15 protein-coding genes are annotated in these 17,832 nt (G+C 70.4%); 6 read left to right on the plus strand and 9 right to left on the minus strand.

All coding sequences use genetic code 11. From position 1 onward, the window contains the following. Positions 1-167 precede the first annotated feature (167 nt). The 5 genes from aspS to AB0L95_RS06945 form a co-directional block, all read right to left on the minus strand. Positions 168-1,931 carry an aspartate--tRNA ligase gene (gene aspS, locus AB0L95_RS06925; RefSeq protein WP_365158101.1) on the minus strand — a complete coding sequence of 588 codons (1,764 nt, stop codon included), beginning with the start codon at positions 1,929-1,931 and terminating at the stop codon, positions 168-170. Between the two features lie 229 nt (positions 1,932-2,160). Beyond that, a complete protein-coding gene (locus tag AB0L95_RS06930; protein WP_365158104.1) occupies positions 2,161-3,225 on the minus strand; it encodes an AI-2E family transporter in 1,065 nt (354 codons plus the stop codon). Between the two features lie 107 nt (positions 3,226-3,332). Further along, positions 3,333-4,313 carry a pirin family protein gene (locus AB0L95_RS06935; protein WP_365158107.1) on the minus strand — a complete coding sequence of 327 codons (981 nt, stop codon included), beginning with the start codon at positions 4,311-4,313 and terminating at the stop codon, positions 3,333-3,335. Positions 4,314-4,435: 122 nt separating this feature from the next. Continuing rightward, complete coding sequence (locus AB0L95_RS06940; RefSeq protein ID WP_365158110.1) at positions 4,436-6,376, minus strand: Ig-like domain repeat protein; 1,941 nt, start codon at positions 6,374-6,376, stop codon at positions 4,436-4,438. Positions 6,377-6,564: 188 nt separating this feature from the next. Continuing rightward, positions 6,565-7,056 (minus strand): SseB family protein, encoded by a 492-nt coding sequence (locus AB0L95_RS06945; protein WP_234512551.1) that lies wholly within the window; start codon positions 7,054-7,056, stop codon positions 6,565-6,567. Between the two features lie 145 nt (positions 7,057-7,201). On the opposite strand from AB0L95_RS06945, the gene AB0L95_RS06950 reads away from it, so the two are divergent. From AB0L95_RS06950 to AB0L95_RS06960, 3 genes are all read left to right on the plus strand, one after another. Beyond that, entirely contained in the window at positions 7,202-9,028 is a 1,827-nt protein-coding gene (locus tag AB0L95_RS06950; protein ID WP_365158737.1) for an acyl-CoA dehydrogenase, read from the plus strand. 156 nt (positions 9,029-9,184) lie between these two features. After that, positions 9,185-10,483, plus strand: a complete 1,299-nt coding sequence (locus AB0L95_RS06955) for a M18 family aminopeptidase (protein WP_365158113.1) — start codon at positions 9,185-9,187, stop codon at positions 10,481-10,483. Between the two features lie 196 nt (positions 10,484-10,679). Continuing rightward, entirely contained in the window at positions 10,680-10,922 is a 243-nt protein-coding gene (locus tag AB0L95_RS06960; protein ID WP_365158116.1) for a DUF6458 family protein, read from the plus strand. A gap of 24 nt (positions 10,923-10,946) precedes the next feature. Here the strand turns inward: AB0L95_RS06960 and AB0L95_RS06965 are convergent, their stop codons facing one another. Beyond that, positions 10,947-12,773, minus strand: coding sequence for an NHL domain-containing thioredoxin family protein (locus AB0L95_RS06965; protein WP_365158118.1), 1,827 nt, complete (start codon positions 12,771-12,773; stop codon positions 10,947-10,949). A gap of 143 nt (positions 12,774-12,916) precedes the next feature. Here AB0L95_RS06965 and AB0L95_RS06970 point away from each other — a divergent pair, with 143 nt between their 5' ends. Together AB0L95_RS06970 and AB0L95_RS06975 are read left to right on the plus strand one after the other, a co-directional pair. Next, positions 12,917-13,171, plus strand: a complete 255-nt coding sequence (locus AB0L95_RS06970) for a hypothetical protein (RefSeq protein WP_365158121.1) — start codon at positions 12,917-12,919, stop codon at positions 13,169-13,171. A 128-nt stretch (positions 13,172-13,299) separates the two neighbouring features. Beyond that, a complete protein-coding gene (locus AB0L95_RS06975) occupies positions 13,300-13,794 on the plus strand; it encodes an LURP-one-related family protein (RefSeq protein WP_311693665.1) in 495 nt (164 codons plus the stop codon). 174 nt (positions 13,795-13,968) lie between these two features. Here the strand turns inward: AB0L95_RS06975 and AB0L95_RS06980 are convergent, their stop codons facing one another. After that, positions 13,969-14,793, minus strand: a complete 825-nt coding sequence (locus AB0L95_RS06980; RefSeq protein WP_365158124.1) for a maleylpyruvate isomerase family mycothiol-dependent enzyme — start codon at positions 14,791-14,793, stop codon at positions 13,969-13,971. A gap of 178 nt (positions 14,794-14,971) precedes the next feature. Between AB0L95_RS06980 and AB0L95_RS06985 the strand changes: the two genes are divergently transcribed. After that, positions 14,972-15,766, plus strand: coding sequence for a carbon-nitrogen family hydrolase (locus tag AB0L95_RS06985; RefSeq protein ID WP_365158126.1), 795 nt, complete (start codon positions 14,972-14,974; stop codon positions 15,764-15,766). 34 nt (positions 15,767-15,800) lie between these two features. On the opposite strand, the gene AB0L95_RS06990 is transcribed toward AB0L95_RS06985, so the two are convergent. Together AB0L95_RS06990 and AB0L95_RS06995 are read right to left on the minus strand one after the other, a co-directional pair. Further along, entirely contained in the window at positions 15,801-17,117 is a 1,317-nt protein-coding gene (locus AB0L95_RS06990; RefSeq protein WP_365158129.1) for an MFS transporter, read from the minus strand. Then, positions 17,114-17,791 carry a GntR family transcriptional regulator gene (locus AB0L95_RS06995; RefSeq protein ID WP_365158132.1) on the minus strand — a complete coding sequence of 226 codons (678 nt, stop codon included), beginning with the start codon at positions 17,789-17,791 and terminating at the stop codon, positions 17,114-17,116. The genes AB0L95_RS06990 and AB0L95_RS06995 overlap by 4 nt, the downstream gene beginning before the upstream one ends. Between the last annotated feature and the right edge of the window lie 41 nt (positions 17,792-17,832).

Genomic DNA, 17,832 nt, shown 5'->3' on the forward strand with positions numbered 1-17,832 from the left:
CGGGGACGCTATGAACTGGACCTGTCAAATCCATGGGAGAGGGCTGTGGTTCCCGGGATTCACGCAAAGTGGCTCGGAACCGACCATCGATTCCGAGCCACCTCGTCAACGCGGCGCTCACCGCACCGCCTCGCTCAGCCGCCCCTTCGGGCCGCTCCCCGGGACTGCTACTTCGGCTGCGGCTTGCGCACCGACAGGTGCAGCTCCCTCAGCCGCGCCTCCTCCAGCTCCGTCGGCGCGCCCATCATCAGGTCCTGGGCGTTGCCGTTGAGCGGGAAGGCGATGGTCTCGCGGATGTTGGGCTCGTCGGCCAGCAGCATCACGATGCGGTCGACGCCTGGGGCGATGCCGCCGTGCGGCGGGGCGCCGAAGCGGAAGGCGCGGAGCATGCCCGCGAACTTCTCCTCGACGGTCTCGCGGTCGTAGCCCGCGATCTCGAACGCCTTGAGCATGATCTCCGGCTCGTGGTTCCGGATCGCGCCGGAGGACAGCTCGACACCGTTGCAGACGATGTCGTACTGCCAGCCCAGGATGTCCAGCGGGTCCTGGGTCTGAAGGGCCTCCAAGCCGCCCTGCGGCATGGAGAACGGGTTGTGCGAGAAGTCGATCGCGCCGGTCTCCTCGTCCTTCTCGTACATCGGGAAGTCGACGATCCAGCAGAAGCGGAAGACGCCCTCCTCGAAGTGGCCGGCCCGCTTGGCGGCCTCCACCCGCACCGCGCCCATGATCTTCGAGACCTCGTCGAACTCGCCCGCGCCGAAGAAGACCGCGTGGCCGGCGGCCAGCTGGAGCCGCTTTGTCAGCTCCGCGACGTTCTCCTCCGTCAGGAACTTCGCGATCGGGCCCGTCAGCGAGCCGTCCTCGCCGACCCGCACCCAGGCCAGGCCCTTCGCGCCCTGCTCCACCGCGTACTCGCCGAGCTGGTCGAAGAACTTGCGGGGCTGCGCCGACACGTCCGGCACCGGCAGCGCGCGCACGTGCTTGCCCGCGAAGGCCTTGAACTCCGAGCCCTCGAAGATGTCGGTGATGTCGACCAGCTCCAGCTTGGCGCGCAGGTCCGGCTTGTCGGAGCCGTACTTCAGCATCGCCTCACGGAACGGGATCCGCGGGAAGGGGGAGGTGACGTGACGGCCACCGCCGAACTCCTCGAAGATCTCCGTCATCAGCTTCTCGATCGGCTGGAAGACGTCCTCCTGCTCGACGAAGCTCATCTCGACGTCGAGCTGGTAGAACTCGCCCGGCGAACGGTCCGCACGGGCGTCCTCGTCACGGAAGCAGGGCGCGATCTGGAAGTACCGGTCGAAGCCGGAGATCATCAGCAGCTGCTTGAACTGCTGCGGGGCCTGCGGCAGCGCGTAGAACCTGCCCGGGTTCAGACGGGAGGGGACGACGAAGTCGCGGGCGCCCTCAGGGGAGGTGGCGCTGAGGATCGGGGTCGCCATCTCGTTGAAGCCCATCGCCACCATCTTGCGGCGGATGGAGGAGATCACCGCGGTGCGCAGCATGATGTTGCGGTGCATGCGCTCGCGGCGCAGGTCCAGGAAGCGGTACTCCAGGCGCCGCTCCTCGTTCACCCCGTCCTCGGTGTTGATCGTGAAGGGGAGCGGGGCGGCCGCGCCGAGCAGCTCGACCTCGCTCACCTCGATCTCGATCTCGCCGGTCGGCAGGTCCGGGTTCACGTTCTCCGTGCCGCGGGAGACGACCTTGCCGTCGATACGGACGGTCGACTCCTTGGAGACCTTGTCCAGCGCCTCGTAGGCGGGCGTGCCGGGGCGGGCGACGAGCTGCGTGATGCCGTAGTGGTCGCGCAGATCGATGAAGAGGATGCCGCCCAGGTCGCGCCGATTGTGCAGCCAGCCGCTCAGCCGGACGTCGCTGCCGACGTCAGAGGCGCGGAGCTCGCCGCAGGTGTGGGACCTGTACCGATGCATCGTCGTTCATCCAGTCTTCGCGGTTCGGGTCTTCCCGGGGTCGCTCGCCCCGGCGCCTCCGGGCGGGCACGGCCCGGACCTACCAAGGGTACCGGCCGCCCCGCCGTCACCTCCCCCTGATCAGCGGGCGACGCTCCGCCGATCGACGCTCGACGCTCCGCGAGGCCCTCCCCGGGCGGCTTCCGAGACCGCCGCGGGTGCCGTCCTGGGGCGCGGGCGTCAGGGGCCGTCACGCGCCCGGCGGCTCCTTCCGGGCCTCCGGCTCCTCGCGTCCGTAGCGCGACCGCAGCTCGTGCCCGACGCCGAACGCCGCCGCGGTCAGCGGTACCGCCAGCAGCATCCCGAGGATCCCGGCGACCGACGCGCCCGCGGTGAGCGCCAGCAGCACCGCGGCCGGGTGCATCCGCACGGTCCGGCTCTGCACCACCGGTTGCAGCACATGTCCGTCCAGCACCTGTACGGCGACGACGACACCCAGCGCCCACAGCCCGATGACCAGCCCGCGGTCCGCGAGGGCGACCAGGATCGCGACCGCGCCGGAGAGAAAGGCGCCGAGATAGGGGATGTACGCACCCACGAAGACGAGCGCGCCCAGCCCGATCGCCCCCGGCACCCGCAGCACCAGCAGCCCCACGGTGGTCAGCGTGGCATCGATGAGCGCGATGACCGTGGTGCCGCGCATGAACCCCTCGACGGACTCGAAGGCCCGCCGCGCCACCGCCTCCACGGTGTCGGCGGAGCCGCGCGGGGCGAGCGAGCGCAGTTGGTCCGCCACGCGGTGGGAGTCGCGCAGGAAGAAGAAGACGAGCAGCAGGGCCAGTACGGCCATGGCGATGTACTCGGCCACGACACCGACCCCGCTGATCACGTTGGAGGCGGCGCTGCCGCCGAACTTGGAGATCAGTTCCTTGGAGTTGGTGGTCAGGTCGTCCAGCGAGGTGCCGGCCGCCCCGAAGTACCCCGCGACCGACTTCGCGGCCCGCTTGAGCGAGGCCAGGATCTGGTCGCCGGTGTCGACGAGCGCGGCGACGACGATGTACACGGCCCCGCCGACCACCGTCACCACCGCGACGCAGGTGATCCCGGCCGCGAGCGAGCGGTGGACGCCGACCCGCACGAGCCATCGGTGCAGCGGCCCGAGGAGCGCGGTGCCGAGCAACGCGAGCAGCACCGGCACGACGGCCGTACGGAACTGCCCGCACAGCCGGATCACGATCCAGACGACCCCGGCGACCAGCAGGGCGGCGGCGCACCAGGCAGCGAGGCGGCGTACGGGCTCGGGAAGGAGCTGCACCCTCCCACCCGATCATGCGAAGGGCGGGCTGTCCTGTGCGGACAGCCCGCCCGGGTGACGCCGTATCAGACCGCCGTATCAGACCCTGCCCGGCGTCGGGCCGCCGATCAGGCGTCCTGCGGACCGCCGTCGGTCATCCCGTGCACGGCGGGGATGCTGCCGAGACGCCCCTTCTGGAAGTCCTCGAAGGCCTGCTGGAGTTCCTCGCGGGTGTTCATCACGAACGGGCCGTAGTGCTGCATGGGCTCACGGATCGGCTGCCCGCCCAGCAGCACGACCTCCAGGTCCGGCGTGTGGGAGTCCTGCTTCTCGTCCGCGCGGACGGTGATCGAGGAGCCCGCGCCGAACACGGCGGTCTGCCCGAGGTGGATCGGACGGCGCTCCGTACCCACGCTGCCGCGGCCGGCCAGGACGTACGCGAGGCCGTTGAAGTCCTCGCGCCAGGGCAGGGTGACCTCGGCGCCCGGCGCCACGGTGGCGTGGATCAGGGTGATCGGCGTGTGCGTGACACCGGGGCCCTCGTGGCCGTCCAGCTCACCGGCGATGACGCGGATCAGCGCGCCGCCGTCGGGGGTGGTCAGCAGCTGGACCTGGCCACCGCGGATGTCCTGGTAGCGCGGGGCCATCATCTTGTCCTTGGCGGGCAGGTTGACCCAGAGCTGGATGCCGTGGAACAGGCCGCCGGACACGACGAGCGACTCCGGCGGAGCCTCGATGTGCAGCAGGCCCGAGCCCGCCGTCATCCACTGGGTGTCGCCGTTGGTGATGGTGCCGCCACCACCGTGGGAGTCCTGGTGGTCGAAGACGCCGTCGATGATGTAGGTCACGGTCTCGAAGCCCCGGTGGGGGTGCCAGGGGGTGCCCTTGGGCTCGCCCGGCGCGTACTCCACCTCGCCCATCTGGTCCATCATGATGAACGGGTCGAGGTGGCGGTAGTGGATCCCGGCGAACGCCCGGCGGACCGGGAATCCCTCGCCCTCGTATCCGCTGGGCGCGGTCGTGACACCGAGCACGGGACGGGACACCGCGTCGGTCGGCGCGACCACACGGGGAAGGGTCAGCGGGTTCTCAACGGTCACTGCAGGCATGTCTGGTACCTCCTTGTACTCCCACTTTAGTTGATGGTTGAACTTTCTGCCAGCCCCAACACGAAGAGCCCGGAGGACATTCCCTCCGGGCTCCCGTCGCCGCGGCAGTCGCCTCGGCCTGCTCAGTTGCTGAAGTACAGGTACTTCCAGGCCCCGTACGTCGTGGAGTTCACGGTGTCACCGGAGGAGCCGCTGACGTAGACCGAGCGCATCCGCGCCTTGATCCCGGCCTCGCCGGGCGCCTCGAGACTCACGGCCGACCTGCCGTTCGTGGCGAGCGAGAAGTACTCGGAGTCGGCCGAGTACCACCTGCCGCCGTAGTAGACCTGCAGGTCGAAACGCTGCCGGCGACCCGGGTAGTAGGTCATGCTCGTGGTGAGCAGCGGGTCGGTGTTCTTGTGGAACCAGTAGTACGACGTCGAGCCGATCTTGGCCGTCTTGTAGTGCCGGGCGACGGCCGTGGAGATCCTGACGCGGGCGTACGCATCGACCTTGACCGTCTTCGGCTGGTACCGGGAGTCGCCCGCGAAGACCGCGGTGACGGCCGTGTCGCGGGACATGTCCAGGGTCACGGACAGATAGCCGCCGCTGTTGACCGTGCCGGACTTCACCAGCTTCTTCGGCTTGTCCGAGCCGTAGGGGTCCGCGTAGATGTCGACCTTGCGGTTCTTGTAGGTCGTGCCGAGGTGGGCGGTGAACTTCACGTCGGCGCCGTAGTCGTACAGCTTGCCGTTGTTGTTCAGGCTCAGCGTCGTCGCGGCGCGGGAGACCGCGACCTTGTCGGAGGCGGAGGCCGACGTGTGCTCGGCGTCGCCCGCGTAGCCGACCTTGTAGGTGACCGTGCCGCCGGCCGGCGGGGTGTCCGTGAAGGAGTAGGTGCCGTCCGCCTTCACCGTGACGGCCGGGAGCGCCTTGCCGCCGGTGCTGTCCAGGTCGGTGCGGGTGACCGCGAGCTTCGCGCCCGCCGGGAGCGGCACGTTGGCCGTGATCCTGCCCTTGACCGTGAGCTGCTTGGCGCGGGTCGCGGAGGCGGGCGCGTCGACCGTGAGACTCGGCACGCTCAGCGACGGGCCGGTGTACGCCTTCAGGGTGAAGGTGCTTCCCGTACCGGCGAGGGCGAACAGCCGCGAGGAGTCGGGGGCCCACGCCACCTCGCCGATGCTGGAGGACGTCCCCGTGTCGAAGCGGCGCACCGGGGTGGTGGCGCCCGGTTTGTAGACGGACACATGGCGGTCGTAGGCCTGGGCGATCAGACCACTCGGCGAGACATCGCCGGACCAGCCCGTCTCCGCGAGTTCCCCGGCCTCCGTGAAGGTCCCGTCGGCGTACGAGAGCTTCCGGGAGCCGTTCCACAGCACCTGGGAGGTGCCGGGTACGAGGTCGATGTCGCCGAAGTACTGCCCGCCGTCGCTCTTGGCGACCAGCTTCGGGGAGGCCCCGGAGACGTCGAGCACGTTCAGCGCGCCCGGGCTGTCGCCGCTGTCGGCGACGGACAGCAGACCGGGCACGGACGGGTCGGCGTCGAGGACCGCCGCGTCGTAGTACGGGGCGACCGTGTCCGGGAGCTGTCCGAGAGCCACCGCGGCGGCCGCGTCGGTGACGGCGGGGTCGATGGAGCCCAGGTTGCCGTGGAAGCCGTCGTCAGCGGTGACCCGGTACGAGAACCAGAGCCGTCCGCCCGCGAAGGCGACCTCGCGCGGGTCGGTGCCGGCGCCGAGGTCGTAGCGGGTCTTGACCTGCAGGTCGGCCGCGTCGAGGGCCACGATCTCGTGGGTGGTCGGCAGCGACGCGTACAAGGTGCGACCGTCGTCGGAGAGCGCGAGGTCGCTGGGGCGGCCGAAGCCGACGTTCAGGTCGACCAGGGTGCCGTTGTAGTCGGTGGCCAGGATCCGTCCGTTGTCCTGGTCGGCGACGAAGACACGCTGGAGGGCGCCGTCCGCGACGAGGCCCACGGGCTGGGCGAGGACGGCCGGCTCGGCCGAGGCGGAGCCCGCCGCGGCGACGCTCAGCGCGACCGAGCTGAAGAGGACCGCGAGCGCCGTCGCGGCCGAAGTGCTGCGCATGCGCACAGTGATGAACCCCCACAAAAGATCCCGGAACGCCCGGGAGATGAGAGCGCCGCGCGACACCCGGACGCGACCGCATGAGAGCGGTGGCGCGCGGGGCGCGGCTGCCAGGGGAACTCTATGGCATGGCCGTGACAAGCGAGGAGGGATTTCCGGGCGGCTCCGGGCCGCCCGGCCCGGCACGGTCAGCCGTACATGCGCCGCATCGCGAACTCCACCATCTGCTCGACCGCCTTCGCGTCGAACACCATCCGGTGCTCCCCCTCCATGTCGAGCACGAACCCGTACCCCGTCGGCAGCAGGTCGATCACCTCCGCCCCGGTGATCACGAAGTACTTGGACTCCTTGCCCGCGTACCGCCGCAGCTCCTTCAGCGAGGTGAACATCGGGATCACCGGCTGCTGGGTGTTGTGCAGCGCCAGGAACCCGGGGTTGTCGCCGCGCGGGCAGTACACCTTGGACGTGGCGAAGATCTGCTGGAAGTCCTCGGCGGACATCGACCCCGTGGTGAACGCGCGGACCGCGTCCGCGAGCGACGGCGGCGACGGCTCGGGATACAGCGGAGGCTGCTGGCCGTATCCGCCGGGCATCTGCCCGCCCGGCATCTGCTGCCCGGGCATCTGCTGCTGCGGTGAGGCGTACTGCTGCTGCGCGCCCGCGTTCTGGTAGCCGTACATGCCCCAAAGAGTAGTGGGCCACATATGGCCCACGAGGGGTTGATTCTTATTACCGACGGGTAGCATCATCGGTGCTACTTGCCAGTACGCCTGAACCGCATGCGAGGAGTCAGTGCCTCGCCGATCTCTCTACGGAGCCGTCGCCATGGGGCACTACAAGTCGAATCTCCGCGACATCGAGTTCAACCTCTTCGAGGTGCTCGGTCGCGACAAACTGTACGGCACCGGCCCGTTCGCGGAGATGGACACGGACACCGCCAAAAGCGTCCTCGAGGAGCTGACCCGCCTCTCGGAGAACGAGCTGGCGGAGTCCTTCGTCGACGCCGACCGCAACCCGCCGGTCTTCGACCCCGAGACCAACACCGCCCCGGTCCCCGAGTCCTTCAAGAAGAGCTACAAGGCCTTCATGGACTCCGAGTACTGGCGCCTCGGCCTGCCCGAGGAGCTCGGCGGCACCGTCACCCCGCCGTCCCTGATCTGGGCGTACGCGGAGCTGGTCCTCGGCGCCAACCCGGCGGTGTGGATGTACTCCTCGGGCCCGGCGTTCGCCCGCATCCTCTTCGAGGAGGGCACCGAGGTCCAGAAGAAGATCGCGCAGATAGCCGTCGACCGGACCTGGGGCTCCACCATGGTGCTCACCGAGCCGGACGCCGGCTCGGACGTCGGCGCCGGCCGCACCAAGGCGGTCCAGCAGGCGGACGGCTCCTGGCACATCGAGGGCGTGAAGCGCTTCATCACCTCCGGTGAGCACGACATGGAGGAGAACATCCTCCACTACGTCCTCGCCCGCCCCGAGGGCGCCGGCGCCGGCACCAAGGGCCTGTCCCTCTTCCTCGTCCCGAAGTACCTCTTCGACTTCGAGACCGGCGAGCTGGGCGAGCGCAACGGCGTCTACGCCACCAACGTCGAGCACAAGATGGGCCTGAAGGCGTCCAACACCTGCGAGATGACCTTCGGCGACCGCCACCCCGCCAAGGGCTGGCTGATCGGCGACAGGCACGAGGGCATCCGCCAGATGTTCCGGATCATCGAGTTCGCCCGCATGATGGTCGGCACGAAGGCGATCTCCACGCTGTCCACCGGCTACCTGAACGCCCTGGAGTACGCCAAGGAGCGCGTCCAGGGTCCGGACCTGGCCAACTTCATGGACAAGACCGCGCCCAAGGTCACCATCACCCACCACCCCGATGTGCGCCGCTCGCTGATGACGCAGAAGGCGTACGCGGAGGGCATGCGCGCGCTCGTCCTCTACACCGCCACCGTCCAGGACGCGATCGCGGTCAAGGAGGCGAACGGCGAGGACGCCTCGACCGAGCACGCCCTCAACGACCTGCTCCTGCCGATCGTCAAGGGCTACGGCTCCGAGAAGGGCTACGAGCAGCTCGCCCAGTCGCTGCAGACCTTCGGCGGCTCCGGCTTCCTGCAGGAGTACCCGATCGAGCAGTACATCCGCGACGCCAAGATCGACACCCTCTACGAGGGCACTACCGCGATCCAGGGCCAGGACTACTTCTTCCGGAAGATCGTCCGCAACCAGGGCGCCGCGCTGAACTCGCTCGCCGAGGACATCAAGAAGTTCCTGGCGATCGGGACCGGCGGCGAGGAGCTGGCAGGCGCCCGCGACCACCTGGCCAAGGCGGCCGTGGAGCTGGAGGCCATCGTCGGCCTGATGCTGACCGACCTCGCGGCCACCGCCGAGGACGTCAAGAGCATCTACAAGGTGGGCCTGAACACCACCCGCCTGCTGCTGGCCTCCGGTGACGTGATCGTCGGCTACCTGCTGCTCAAGGGTGCCGCGGTCGCGGCCGAGAAGCTTGAGACGGCCTCCGCCAAGGACAAGCCCTTCTACACCGGCAAGATCGCGGCGGCGAAGTTCTTCGCGGCCAACGTCCTGCCGGGCGTGACCCTGGCCCGCAAGGTGGCCGAGGGCGTGGACCTGGACCTCATGGAGCTGGACGAGGCCGCGTTCTAGGAGCGCGCCGGACGCGGCGCGTCCGTTCGGCCGGCCGGGCCCTGTCCGCCGGGCCGGCCGGGCCGCCCCTGGCGTCGGCCAACCTCCACATCCCCCTTACGAGGGCCCGCTCCCCATCAACGGGAGCGGGCCCTCGCCCGTCGTTAAGGTGAACCCATGAGCTCAAGCCCTCGCTTCGACCGCGGCCACACCGACGACCTCATGTCCTTCCTGGCGGCCAGCCCGTCGCCGTACCACGCCGTGGCGCACGCCGCCGAGCGGCTGGAGAAGGCCGGCTTCCGGCAGGTCTCGGAGACGGACGCGTGGGACGGCACGAGCGGCGGGAAGTACGTGCTCCGCGGGGGCGCGATCATCGCCTGGTACGTCCCCGAGGGCGCCGACGCGCACACGCCGTTCCGGATCGTCGGCGCACACACCGACTCCCCGAATCTGCGGGTCAAGCCGAGACCGGACAGCGGCGCCCACGGCTGGCGGCAGATCGCGGTCGAGATCTACGGCGGCCCGCTGCTCAACTCCTGGCTGGACCGCGACCTGGGCCTGTCCGGCCGGCTCTCCCTGCGCGACGGCGCCACCCGCCTCGTGAACATCGACAGACCGCTGCTGCGCGTGCCCCAGCTGGCCGTGCACCTGGACCGCTCGGTCTCCACGGAGGGACTGAAGCTGGACAAGCAGCGTCATCTGCAGCCCGTCTGGGGCCTGGGCGACGAGGTGCGCGACGGAGACCTCATCGCGTTCCTGGAACAGGAGCTGGGCCTGTCCTCGGGTGAGGTGACGGGCTGGGACCTGATGACCCACTCCGTGGAACCGCCCGCCTACCTCGGCCGGGACAAGGAGCTGGTCGCGGGCCCGCGGATGGACAACCTGCTGTCCGTGCACGCGGCCACCGCGGCGCTCACGGCCGTCGCCGGCTCCGGCGGCGCCCTCTCCTTCATCCCGGTGCTCGCGGCCTTCGACCACGAGGAGAACGGCTCCCAGTCCGACACCGGCGCCGACGGCCCGCTGCTCGGATCCGTGCTGAAACGCTCGGTGTTCGCCCGGGGCGGTTCCTACGACGACCGGGCCCGGGCCTTCGCCGGCTCGGTCTGTGTGTCCTCCGACACCGGGCACGCCGTCCACCCCAACTACCCGGAGCGGCACGACCCGACCCACCACCCGCGCGCGGGCGGCGGACCCATCCTCAAGGTGAACGTCAACAACCGCTACGCCACAGACGGTTCGGGCCGCGCGATCTTCGCCGCGGCCTGCGAGAAGGCGAACGTCCCCTTCCAGACCTTCGTCTCGAACAACGCGATGCCCTGCGGCACGACCATCGGCCCCATCACGGCGGCCCGCCACGGCATCAAGACGGTCGACATCGGCGCGGCGATCCTCTCGATGCACAGCGCCCGCGAACTGTGCGCCGCGGACGACCCGTACCTGCTGGCGAACGCACTGGTGGCGTTCCTGGAGGGCTGAGGGGCCCCGCCCCTCCCACGGCGGCCCGGCCCGTCAGGGCGCTCAGAGCGTTCCGGCTGTCCACGGCGTTCCGGCCGTTCAGAACGTTCAGGGCGTTCGCTCGGGCGCCCGTGAGATCACCCCGGCATGCCCACCGCCCTCCCGGGTACCCGGGTTCGGGGCCGGAAGGACCGGACCCACAGGGAGGGCAGGACCAATGGGCCTGGGTGGATGCATCATCCTGATCGCTGTGGGGGCCATCCTCGCGTTTGCGACCGACTGGCACATGCAGGGCGTCAACCTTCACCTCGTCGGCGTCATATTCATGATCGCCGGGCTGATCGGTGTCGCCACGTTCAGCAGCATCTACCGCCGGAGGCGGGTCGTGGTGCCGCCCACCCCCGTCGTCGAGGAGGAACGGCACCGTCACAGTGACGGATACGGCGGGTACGGGGTCTGACCCCGCGCCCGGCCGCCCGGGCGCCTACTCCGCGTCCATGCCCGCCAGCACCAGCGGAAGCCGCTCCGCCCCGCCCTCGGTGACACGGAGCGGGACGCCCCAGTCCTGCTGGTGGACGTGGCACGCCGGATACTCGTTCGCCGGATCGTCGTCGCAGGACGCGGCCATCGCCGAGACATGCAGGACACCCTCCGATATGGACGGGTTCAGCTCCAGCTCGCGCGCGAGATCCGTGCCGGCCCCCTCGCCCCGGAGCAGCAGCTCGGGCGGGGTCGAGGACACCAGCAGACGGGTCGACGGGCCGTAGCGCGTGTCCAGCTTCTGTCCGGCGGGGGCCTGGAAGACGACGTCCAACCGGAGCCCGCCGGGCGCCACTTCGGTCGCCGCGCGCTGAGTGCGGTGGGCGACCGACGCGACCTGCACCGCCTCCTCGGGCAGCCGCAGCCGGGTCAGCCGGTGGCGGGCCGACTCCACCACCACGATGTCCTCACCGACGAGTACCGCGTCCGACGGCTCCCGCAGGTCCGTCGCCAGCGTCGTCACCTCGCCCGTCGCCGGGTCGTAGCGCCGCAGCGCGTGGTTGTAGGTGTCGCTGACCGCCACCGAGCCGTCCGGCAGCGCGGTCACGCCCAACGGGTGCTGGAGCAGGGCCTGCTCGGCCGCGCCGTCCCGGTGCCCGAAGTCGAACAGCCCCGTGCCGACCGCCGTGTGGACCGCGCCGTCCCGGTCCACCCAGCGCAGGGCGCTCGTCTCGGAGTCCGCGAGCCACAGGCGCTCCCCGTCGGCCGAGACCGCGAGACCCGACGGCTGCGCGAACCACGCCTCGGCTCCCGGGCCGTCCACCAGCCCCTCGTTGGTGGTGCCCGCCGACACCGCGACCGTGGCCGTCTCCGGGTCGTACGTCCACAGCTGGTGCACGCCCGCCATGGCGATCCACACCCGGCCGCCGAAGACCGCCACGTCCCACGGCGAGGACAGGTCCACCTCCCGGGCGGGACCGGACGTGGGCGACCCCTGCCACCACTGGGCACCGGTGCCCGCGAGCGTGGTGACCTCCCCGGTCGCCGGGTCCAGGCGGCGCAGCGCGTGGTTCACCGTGTCGGCGACGACCACCGCGCCCTCGTCCAGCAGCGCCAGACCCTGCGGCTCGCTGAAGGCCGCCACGTCGGCCGGGCCGTCCGAGAAGCCCCGCAGGCCCGATCCGATGCGCCGCACCACCGTCTCGCCGTCCGCCGCCAGCTCCACCAGCTGGTGCCGGGTGGTGTCGCTGACCAGGAAGGTGCCGGACGGCAGCAGGAGCGCCTTGCCCGGGAAGCGCAGGGTCGTGGGCTCGGGCTCCGGCGCCACATAGGGGCCGTCGCCGCGGCGCAGGGTGCCCTTCGCGGCGTGCTCCTGCTCCAGTTCCTCGACGAGCCGCGCTATCGCGTGGGCATGGCCCTCGCCCGCGTGCTGGGCGACCACGTATCCCTCGGGGTCGATGACGACGAGCGTCGGCCAGGCGCGGACGGCGTACTGCTTCCAGGTGGCGAGCTCCGGGTCGTCCAGGACCGGGTGCTCCACCCCGTACCGCTCGACGGCGTCCACCACTGCCTCGTGCTCCGCCTCGTGGACGAACTTCGGCGAGTGCACGCCGATGATCACCACGGTGTCGCGGTGTTTCTCCTCCAGCTCGCGCAGCTCGTCCAGGACATGCAGGCAGTTGACGCAGCAGAACGTCCAGAAATCGAGGATGACGATACGTCCTCGCAGGTCGGCGAGGGTGTACTGCTTTCCGCCCGTGTTCAGCCAGCCACCCTTGCCGATCAGCTCGGGGGCACGGACACGGACGCGGCGCGGTGCGGAGTCGTTCATGGCTCAAGGGTGCCATCTGCGCGCGGAGAGCCGGGAAGCCTGTGGACAACCCGGTGACGGTCCGTACCCGTACGGGATGCGCACATGCCGTCACGGAGAGATGCTCGTGACAGACAGGGGGGCCATCGCAAGGGAGCAGTTCCATGCCGCGAGACATCGACGACCAGATCCGCCGACGGGACCGTGAGCGCGAGCACGGGGAGATCACAGGCGAGGACAGGCGCGACCGGAGCCGGCGCGACCCCGACATGAGCGGGTCCGGCGGGGCGGACGGCGATGTGGAGGGCGCCGGCCTGCGCCGGGAGCACGACGATGACAACCGTTCGTCCTGGGACGAGGACGACGAAGACCTGCGCGACCGGCGGGACCTGCGGGACACGCGGGACGGCTACCGGTAGTCCGGCCGCCCGCACCCCCCGCGCGGTTCGTGCGCGAGTCCCTCGCCGACGGCGGGGGACTCGTCCGCGTTGAGTACGTCGGCCCGCCGACGGAGTTTCGGACCGGCCACGGGGGAAGCCCTCCTCGTATGAGATTCCTCGTACGCGACCGGCTCCTCGGCTTCGGTGACGACTACTGGATCGAGGACCAGCACGGCAACAAGGTGTTCCTGGTCGACGGCAAGGCGATGCGGCTGCGGGACACGTTCGAGCTGAAGGACACGCAGGGGCGCGTCCTGATCGACATCCACCAGAAGATGTTCGCCCTGCGCGACACGATGGTCATCGAGCGCGACGGCGAACCGCTGGCCCGGATCAGGCGCAAGCGCCTGTCCCTGCTGCGCAACCACTACCGCGTCTCGCTGGCGGACGGCACGGAACTCGACGTCAGCGGCAAGATCCTCGACCGTGAGTTCGCCGTCGAGTACGAGGAGGAGCTGCTGGCGCAGATCTCCCGCCGCTGGCTGACCCTCCGCGAGACGTACGGCGTCGACATCGTGCGCGAGGACGCGGATCCGGCGCTGCTGATCGCGGTGGCCGTGTGCGTGATCCACCTGGCGGACAAGGAGCGGGAGGAGGACTGAGCGACCCCGGGACCGGACCGGCGGATCGCGCCGCGGGGGCGCGCCGCCGGACTTCGGGCCGGGGCTCCAGGCCGAGCGGGCAGCCCGGGCGTGGTTCCCGCCGGGGACATCGCGGGCAGGGAGCCACCCGGCACGGCAGGGCGTCGAGGGCGGGCGCCCCTGCCGTGGCGTCGGCTACTTGGTGACCGCGAACGCCAGCAGGATCGCCGCCGTGAGATCCGGGTCGCCCTCCGCCTTGATGCGGTCCGCCACGACGTCCGCGGTGACGCGGCCGCAGGCGAGACGGACGTACGTCTCCCAGTCCAGCGTGAGCGACACCGCCGGGCCCAGCGAGGGCGTGCCGTCGATCGTGCCGCGTCCCTCCGCGTCGACCCGGACCGTGCGCAGGAACTCGACGGGGCCGTGCACGTCGAAGACGATCGCCGAACCAGGGGGCGCCCCGGCGCCCTCGGCCACCACCTTCGGCAGCGCGGCCAGCAGCTCGTCCCGGGTGATGAGCGCGCCCGGCGAGTCCGGGTTCCCCGGGCGCCCCAGCGCCGTCCGCAGGTCCTGCTCATGCACCCACACGTCGAACGCGCGGTACCGCATGGCCTCCTCGAGCGTCTGCTCGGTGCCGAACGGTCCGCGCACCTTGGTGCCCGGGTCCCGCGACTCGTTCCGCAGGTGACGGTTGCGGCGGATGATCGTGTACTCCAGCTCGGACGTCATCTCCGGCGCCGTGTGGTGGCGGCGGACGTCGACCTGCATCTCCGTGTACCGCTGGTGCTCGTTCGTGACGTGGAACAGGTCGCGCGGGAGCGTGTGGATCGGGCGGGGGTCGCCGAGCATCTCGCAGTCCATGCCGATGACGTGGGAGACCACGTCCCGCACCGACCAGGCGGGGCAGGGCGTCCGTCGGTTCCACTCGCCCTCCACGAGCGGCTGCACCAGCTCTGATATCGCTTCGATCGAGTGGGTCCAGGCGTCGGCGTAGGGCTGGAGGGTGGGATGCAGACTCACGGAACGGGACCCCTCGGGCAGGTCGGAGCACGGGCGGTTGACAGCTGTGTCGACGGGAGGCGACTGTCGGCGGGTGTCTTGGGACGTTAAGTTACGCTCCTGTGAGGCACCCCGGCAGTGCTTTCGTGTGACGATCGTAGGCCTGAAGAGAACCCTCGAATGCCAGGACGGTGGTAGTGTGCGCGCCTCCCTGATCCAGATCCGGGTGGACGAGGACGAATCGGTCGAGTCACGCCGACGACGAGCCGCGTCCCTGGTGCGAGATCAAGCCGGAGCCGATCTCGTGGTGCTGCCCGAGCTGTGGACCACCGGCGCCTTCGCCTACGAGGACTTCGGGACCGAGGCCGAACCGCTCGACGGGCCCACCCACGAGGCGATGGCGAAGGCGGCGAGCGACGCGGGTGTGTGGCTGCACGCCGGCTCGATCCCCGAACGCGCCCCTGAGGGCCCCCTCTACAACACGTCTCTCGTCTTCTCCCCCTCCGGTGAACTGGCCACCGCCTACCGCAAGATCCACCGCTTCGGCTTCGACAAGGGCGAGGCCGTGCTGATGGGTGCGGGAAGCGAGCTGGTGACGGTGCGCCTGCCGGAGACGACCATCGGCGTCGCCACCTGCTACGACCTCCGCTTCCCCGAGTTGTTCCGCTCACTCGTGGCCGCGGGGGCCGAGACGCTCGTGATCCCGGCGGGCTGGCCGGAGCGCCGCCGGTCCCACTGGACGCTGCTGGCCCAGGCGCGGGCGGTCGAGAACCAGGCGTACGTCCTTGCGTGTGGAACGGCCGGGACGCACGCGGGAGTTCCGCAGGCGGGTCACTCGATCGTGGTGGATCCGTGGGGTGAGGTCCTCGCGGAGGCCGGCGCCGACGAGGAGATCCTCACGGTGGAGTTCGACCCGGGAAAGGTCGCGTCCACACGGGAGCAGTTCCCGGCGCTGAAGGACCGGGTGCTGGGCCTGGAACCCCCGCGGCACTGACGCCCGGCCGTGCCGGGCGAGGCCACGACAGGACCTAGGCCGGCACGTGGACCGTCTCCACCCGGCTGGCCACCAGACGCTCCTGTTCCCTGCGCGCCGCTTTTCCGCGCAGCCGCAGGATCTGGCTCAGTCCCAGCGCCTGCAGCACGAACACGGCGGAGAACGCCACGGTGTAGTCGTCGCCGGTCGCGTCCAGCAGCACACCGATCGCCAGCAGCGTCGTCATGGACGCGATGAAACCGCCCATGTTGGTGATGCCGGAGGCCGTGCCCTGACGCTCCGGCGGGTTCGCCGGACGCGCGAAGTCGAAGCCGAGCATCGAGGCCGGGCCACAGGCCCCGAGCACCGCGCACAGCATGACCAGCAGCCACATCGGTGCGTGCGCGCCCGGACAGAACAGCGTGGCCGCCCACAGCAGCGCAGTCGCCCCGACCGTTCCGAGCGCCAGCGGCAGCCGGGCCCGGTGATGCCGGGCGACGATCTGCCCGTAGACCAGGCCGACGACCATGTTCGACAGCACCACGAGCGTGAGCAGCTCCCCGGCCGCCGCCCGTGACAGCCCCTGCGCCTGGACCAGGAACGGCAGGCCCCACAGCAGCAGGAACACCATCGCCGGGAACTGGGTCGTGAAGTGCACCCACATACCGAGGCGGGTGCCGGGTTCCCGCCAGGACGCCGCGATCTGCCGTCGTACGTACGCCGACCCGTGGTGCGGGAACGGCTCCGGCTCGAAGCCCTCGGGGTGGTCCTTCAGGAAGAGGAGGAGCAGCACGAGGACGACGACCCCGGCGAGCGCGCTGCCGCCGAACGCGGCCGTCCAGCCGATCCCGTGCAGCAGCCGGGCCAGCACGAGCGTCGAGACCAGGTTGCCCGCCATCCCCACCAGACCGGCGAGCTGTGCGATCAGCGGACCGCGGCGGGCCGGGAACCAGCGGGTGCCGAGGCGCAGCACGCTGATGAACGTCAGGGCGTCGCCGCAGCCGAGCAGTGCGCGGGAGGCGAGCGCCGTGCCGTACGACGGGGAGAACGCGAACCCCACCTGGCCGGCCGTGAAGAGCACGACACCCATGGTCAGCACCTTCTTGGTGCCGAGCCGGTCCACGAGCAGGCCGACGGGTATCTGCATGCCCGCGTACACGAGGAGCTGGAGGATCGAGAAGGTGGACAGGGCGGACGCGTTCACATGGAAACGGTCCGCGGCATCGAGTCCGGCCACACCCAGGGATGTGCGGAATATCACAGCGACGAAGTAGACCGCGACACCGATGATCCACACCGCGACGGCACGACGGCCGCCCGGCGGATCCCCGGGCAGGGAGACCGAGCGGGAGCTCAGGGAACGGGAACTCATCGCACCTCACCCCGCGCCAGGTGGGAGAACCAGCTGACGTGCCGATGGACGGCGTCGACGGCCGCCTCGGCGTCGCCGGACCGCAGGGCGTCGAGGATCTCCTCGTGCTCGGTGAGCGTCTTGGCGATCCGGTCGGGGTGCGAGTGCATGACCGCCACCCCCATCCGCAGCTGGCGGTCGCGGAGTTGGTCGTACAGACGGGAGAGGATCTCGTTGCCGCCGCTGCGCACGATCTCGGCGTGGAAGGTCCGGTCGGTGAGCGCCGCCCCGGCCAGGTCCCCGGCGGCGGCCTGCTCCTTCTGGCGTGCGAGCAGTTCTTCCAGACGGTGGATCAGGGTGGGCGGGGCGGGCACGGCCTTGCGGGCCGCGTGCGCCTCCACCAGCTGACGGGTCTCCACCACATCTGCGATCTCCTGCGCGGAGACGGGCAGGACCAGGGCCCCCTTCTTCGGGTAGAGCCTGATCAGCCCCTCGACCTCCAGCCGCAGCAGCGCCTCGCGCACCGGCGTCCTGGAGACCCCCACCGCCTCGGCCAGCTCTCCCTCGGTGAGCAGTGTCCCGCCCTCGTAACGGCGCTCCAGGACGCCCTGTTTGACGTGCGCGTACACGCGGTCGGCGGCGGGTGGCTGTTTGACGGACGGCTTCTCGGGGGCGGCGGACGGCGCTGAAGGCATGCGCACATCATAGATACAACAGGTACGCAACCCGATGTGCG

The organism is Streptomyces sp. NPDC052036 (assembly GCF_040680495.1).
Taxonomy (GTDB): domain Bacteria; phylum Actinomycetota; class Actinomycetes; order Streptomycetales; family Streptomycetaceae; genus Streptomyces.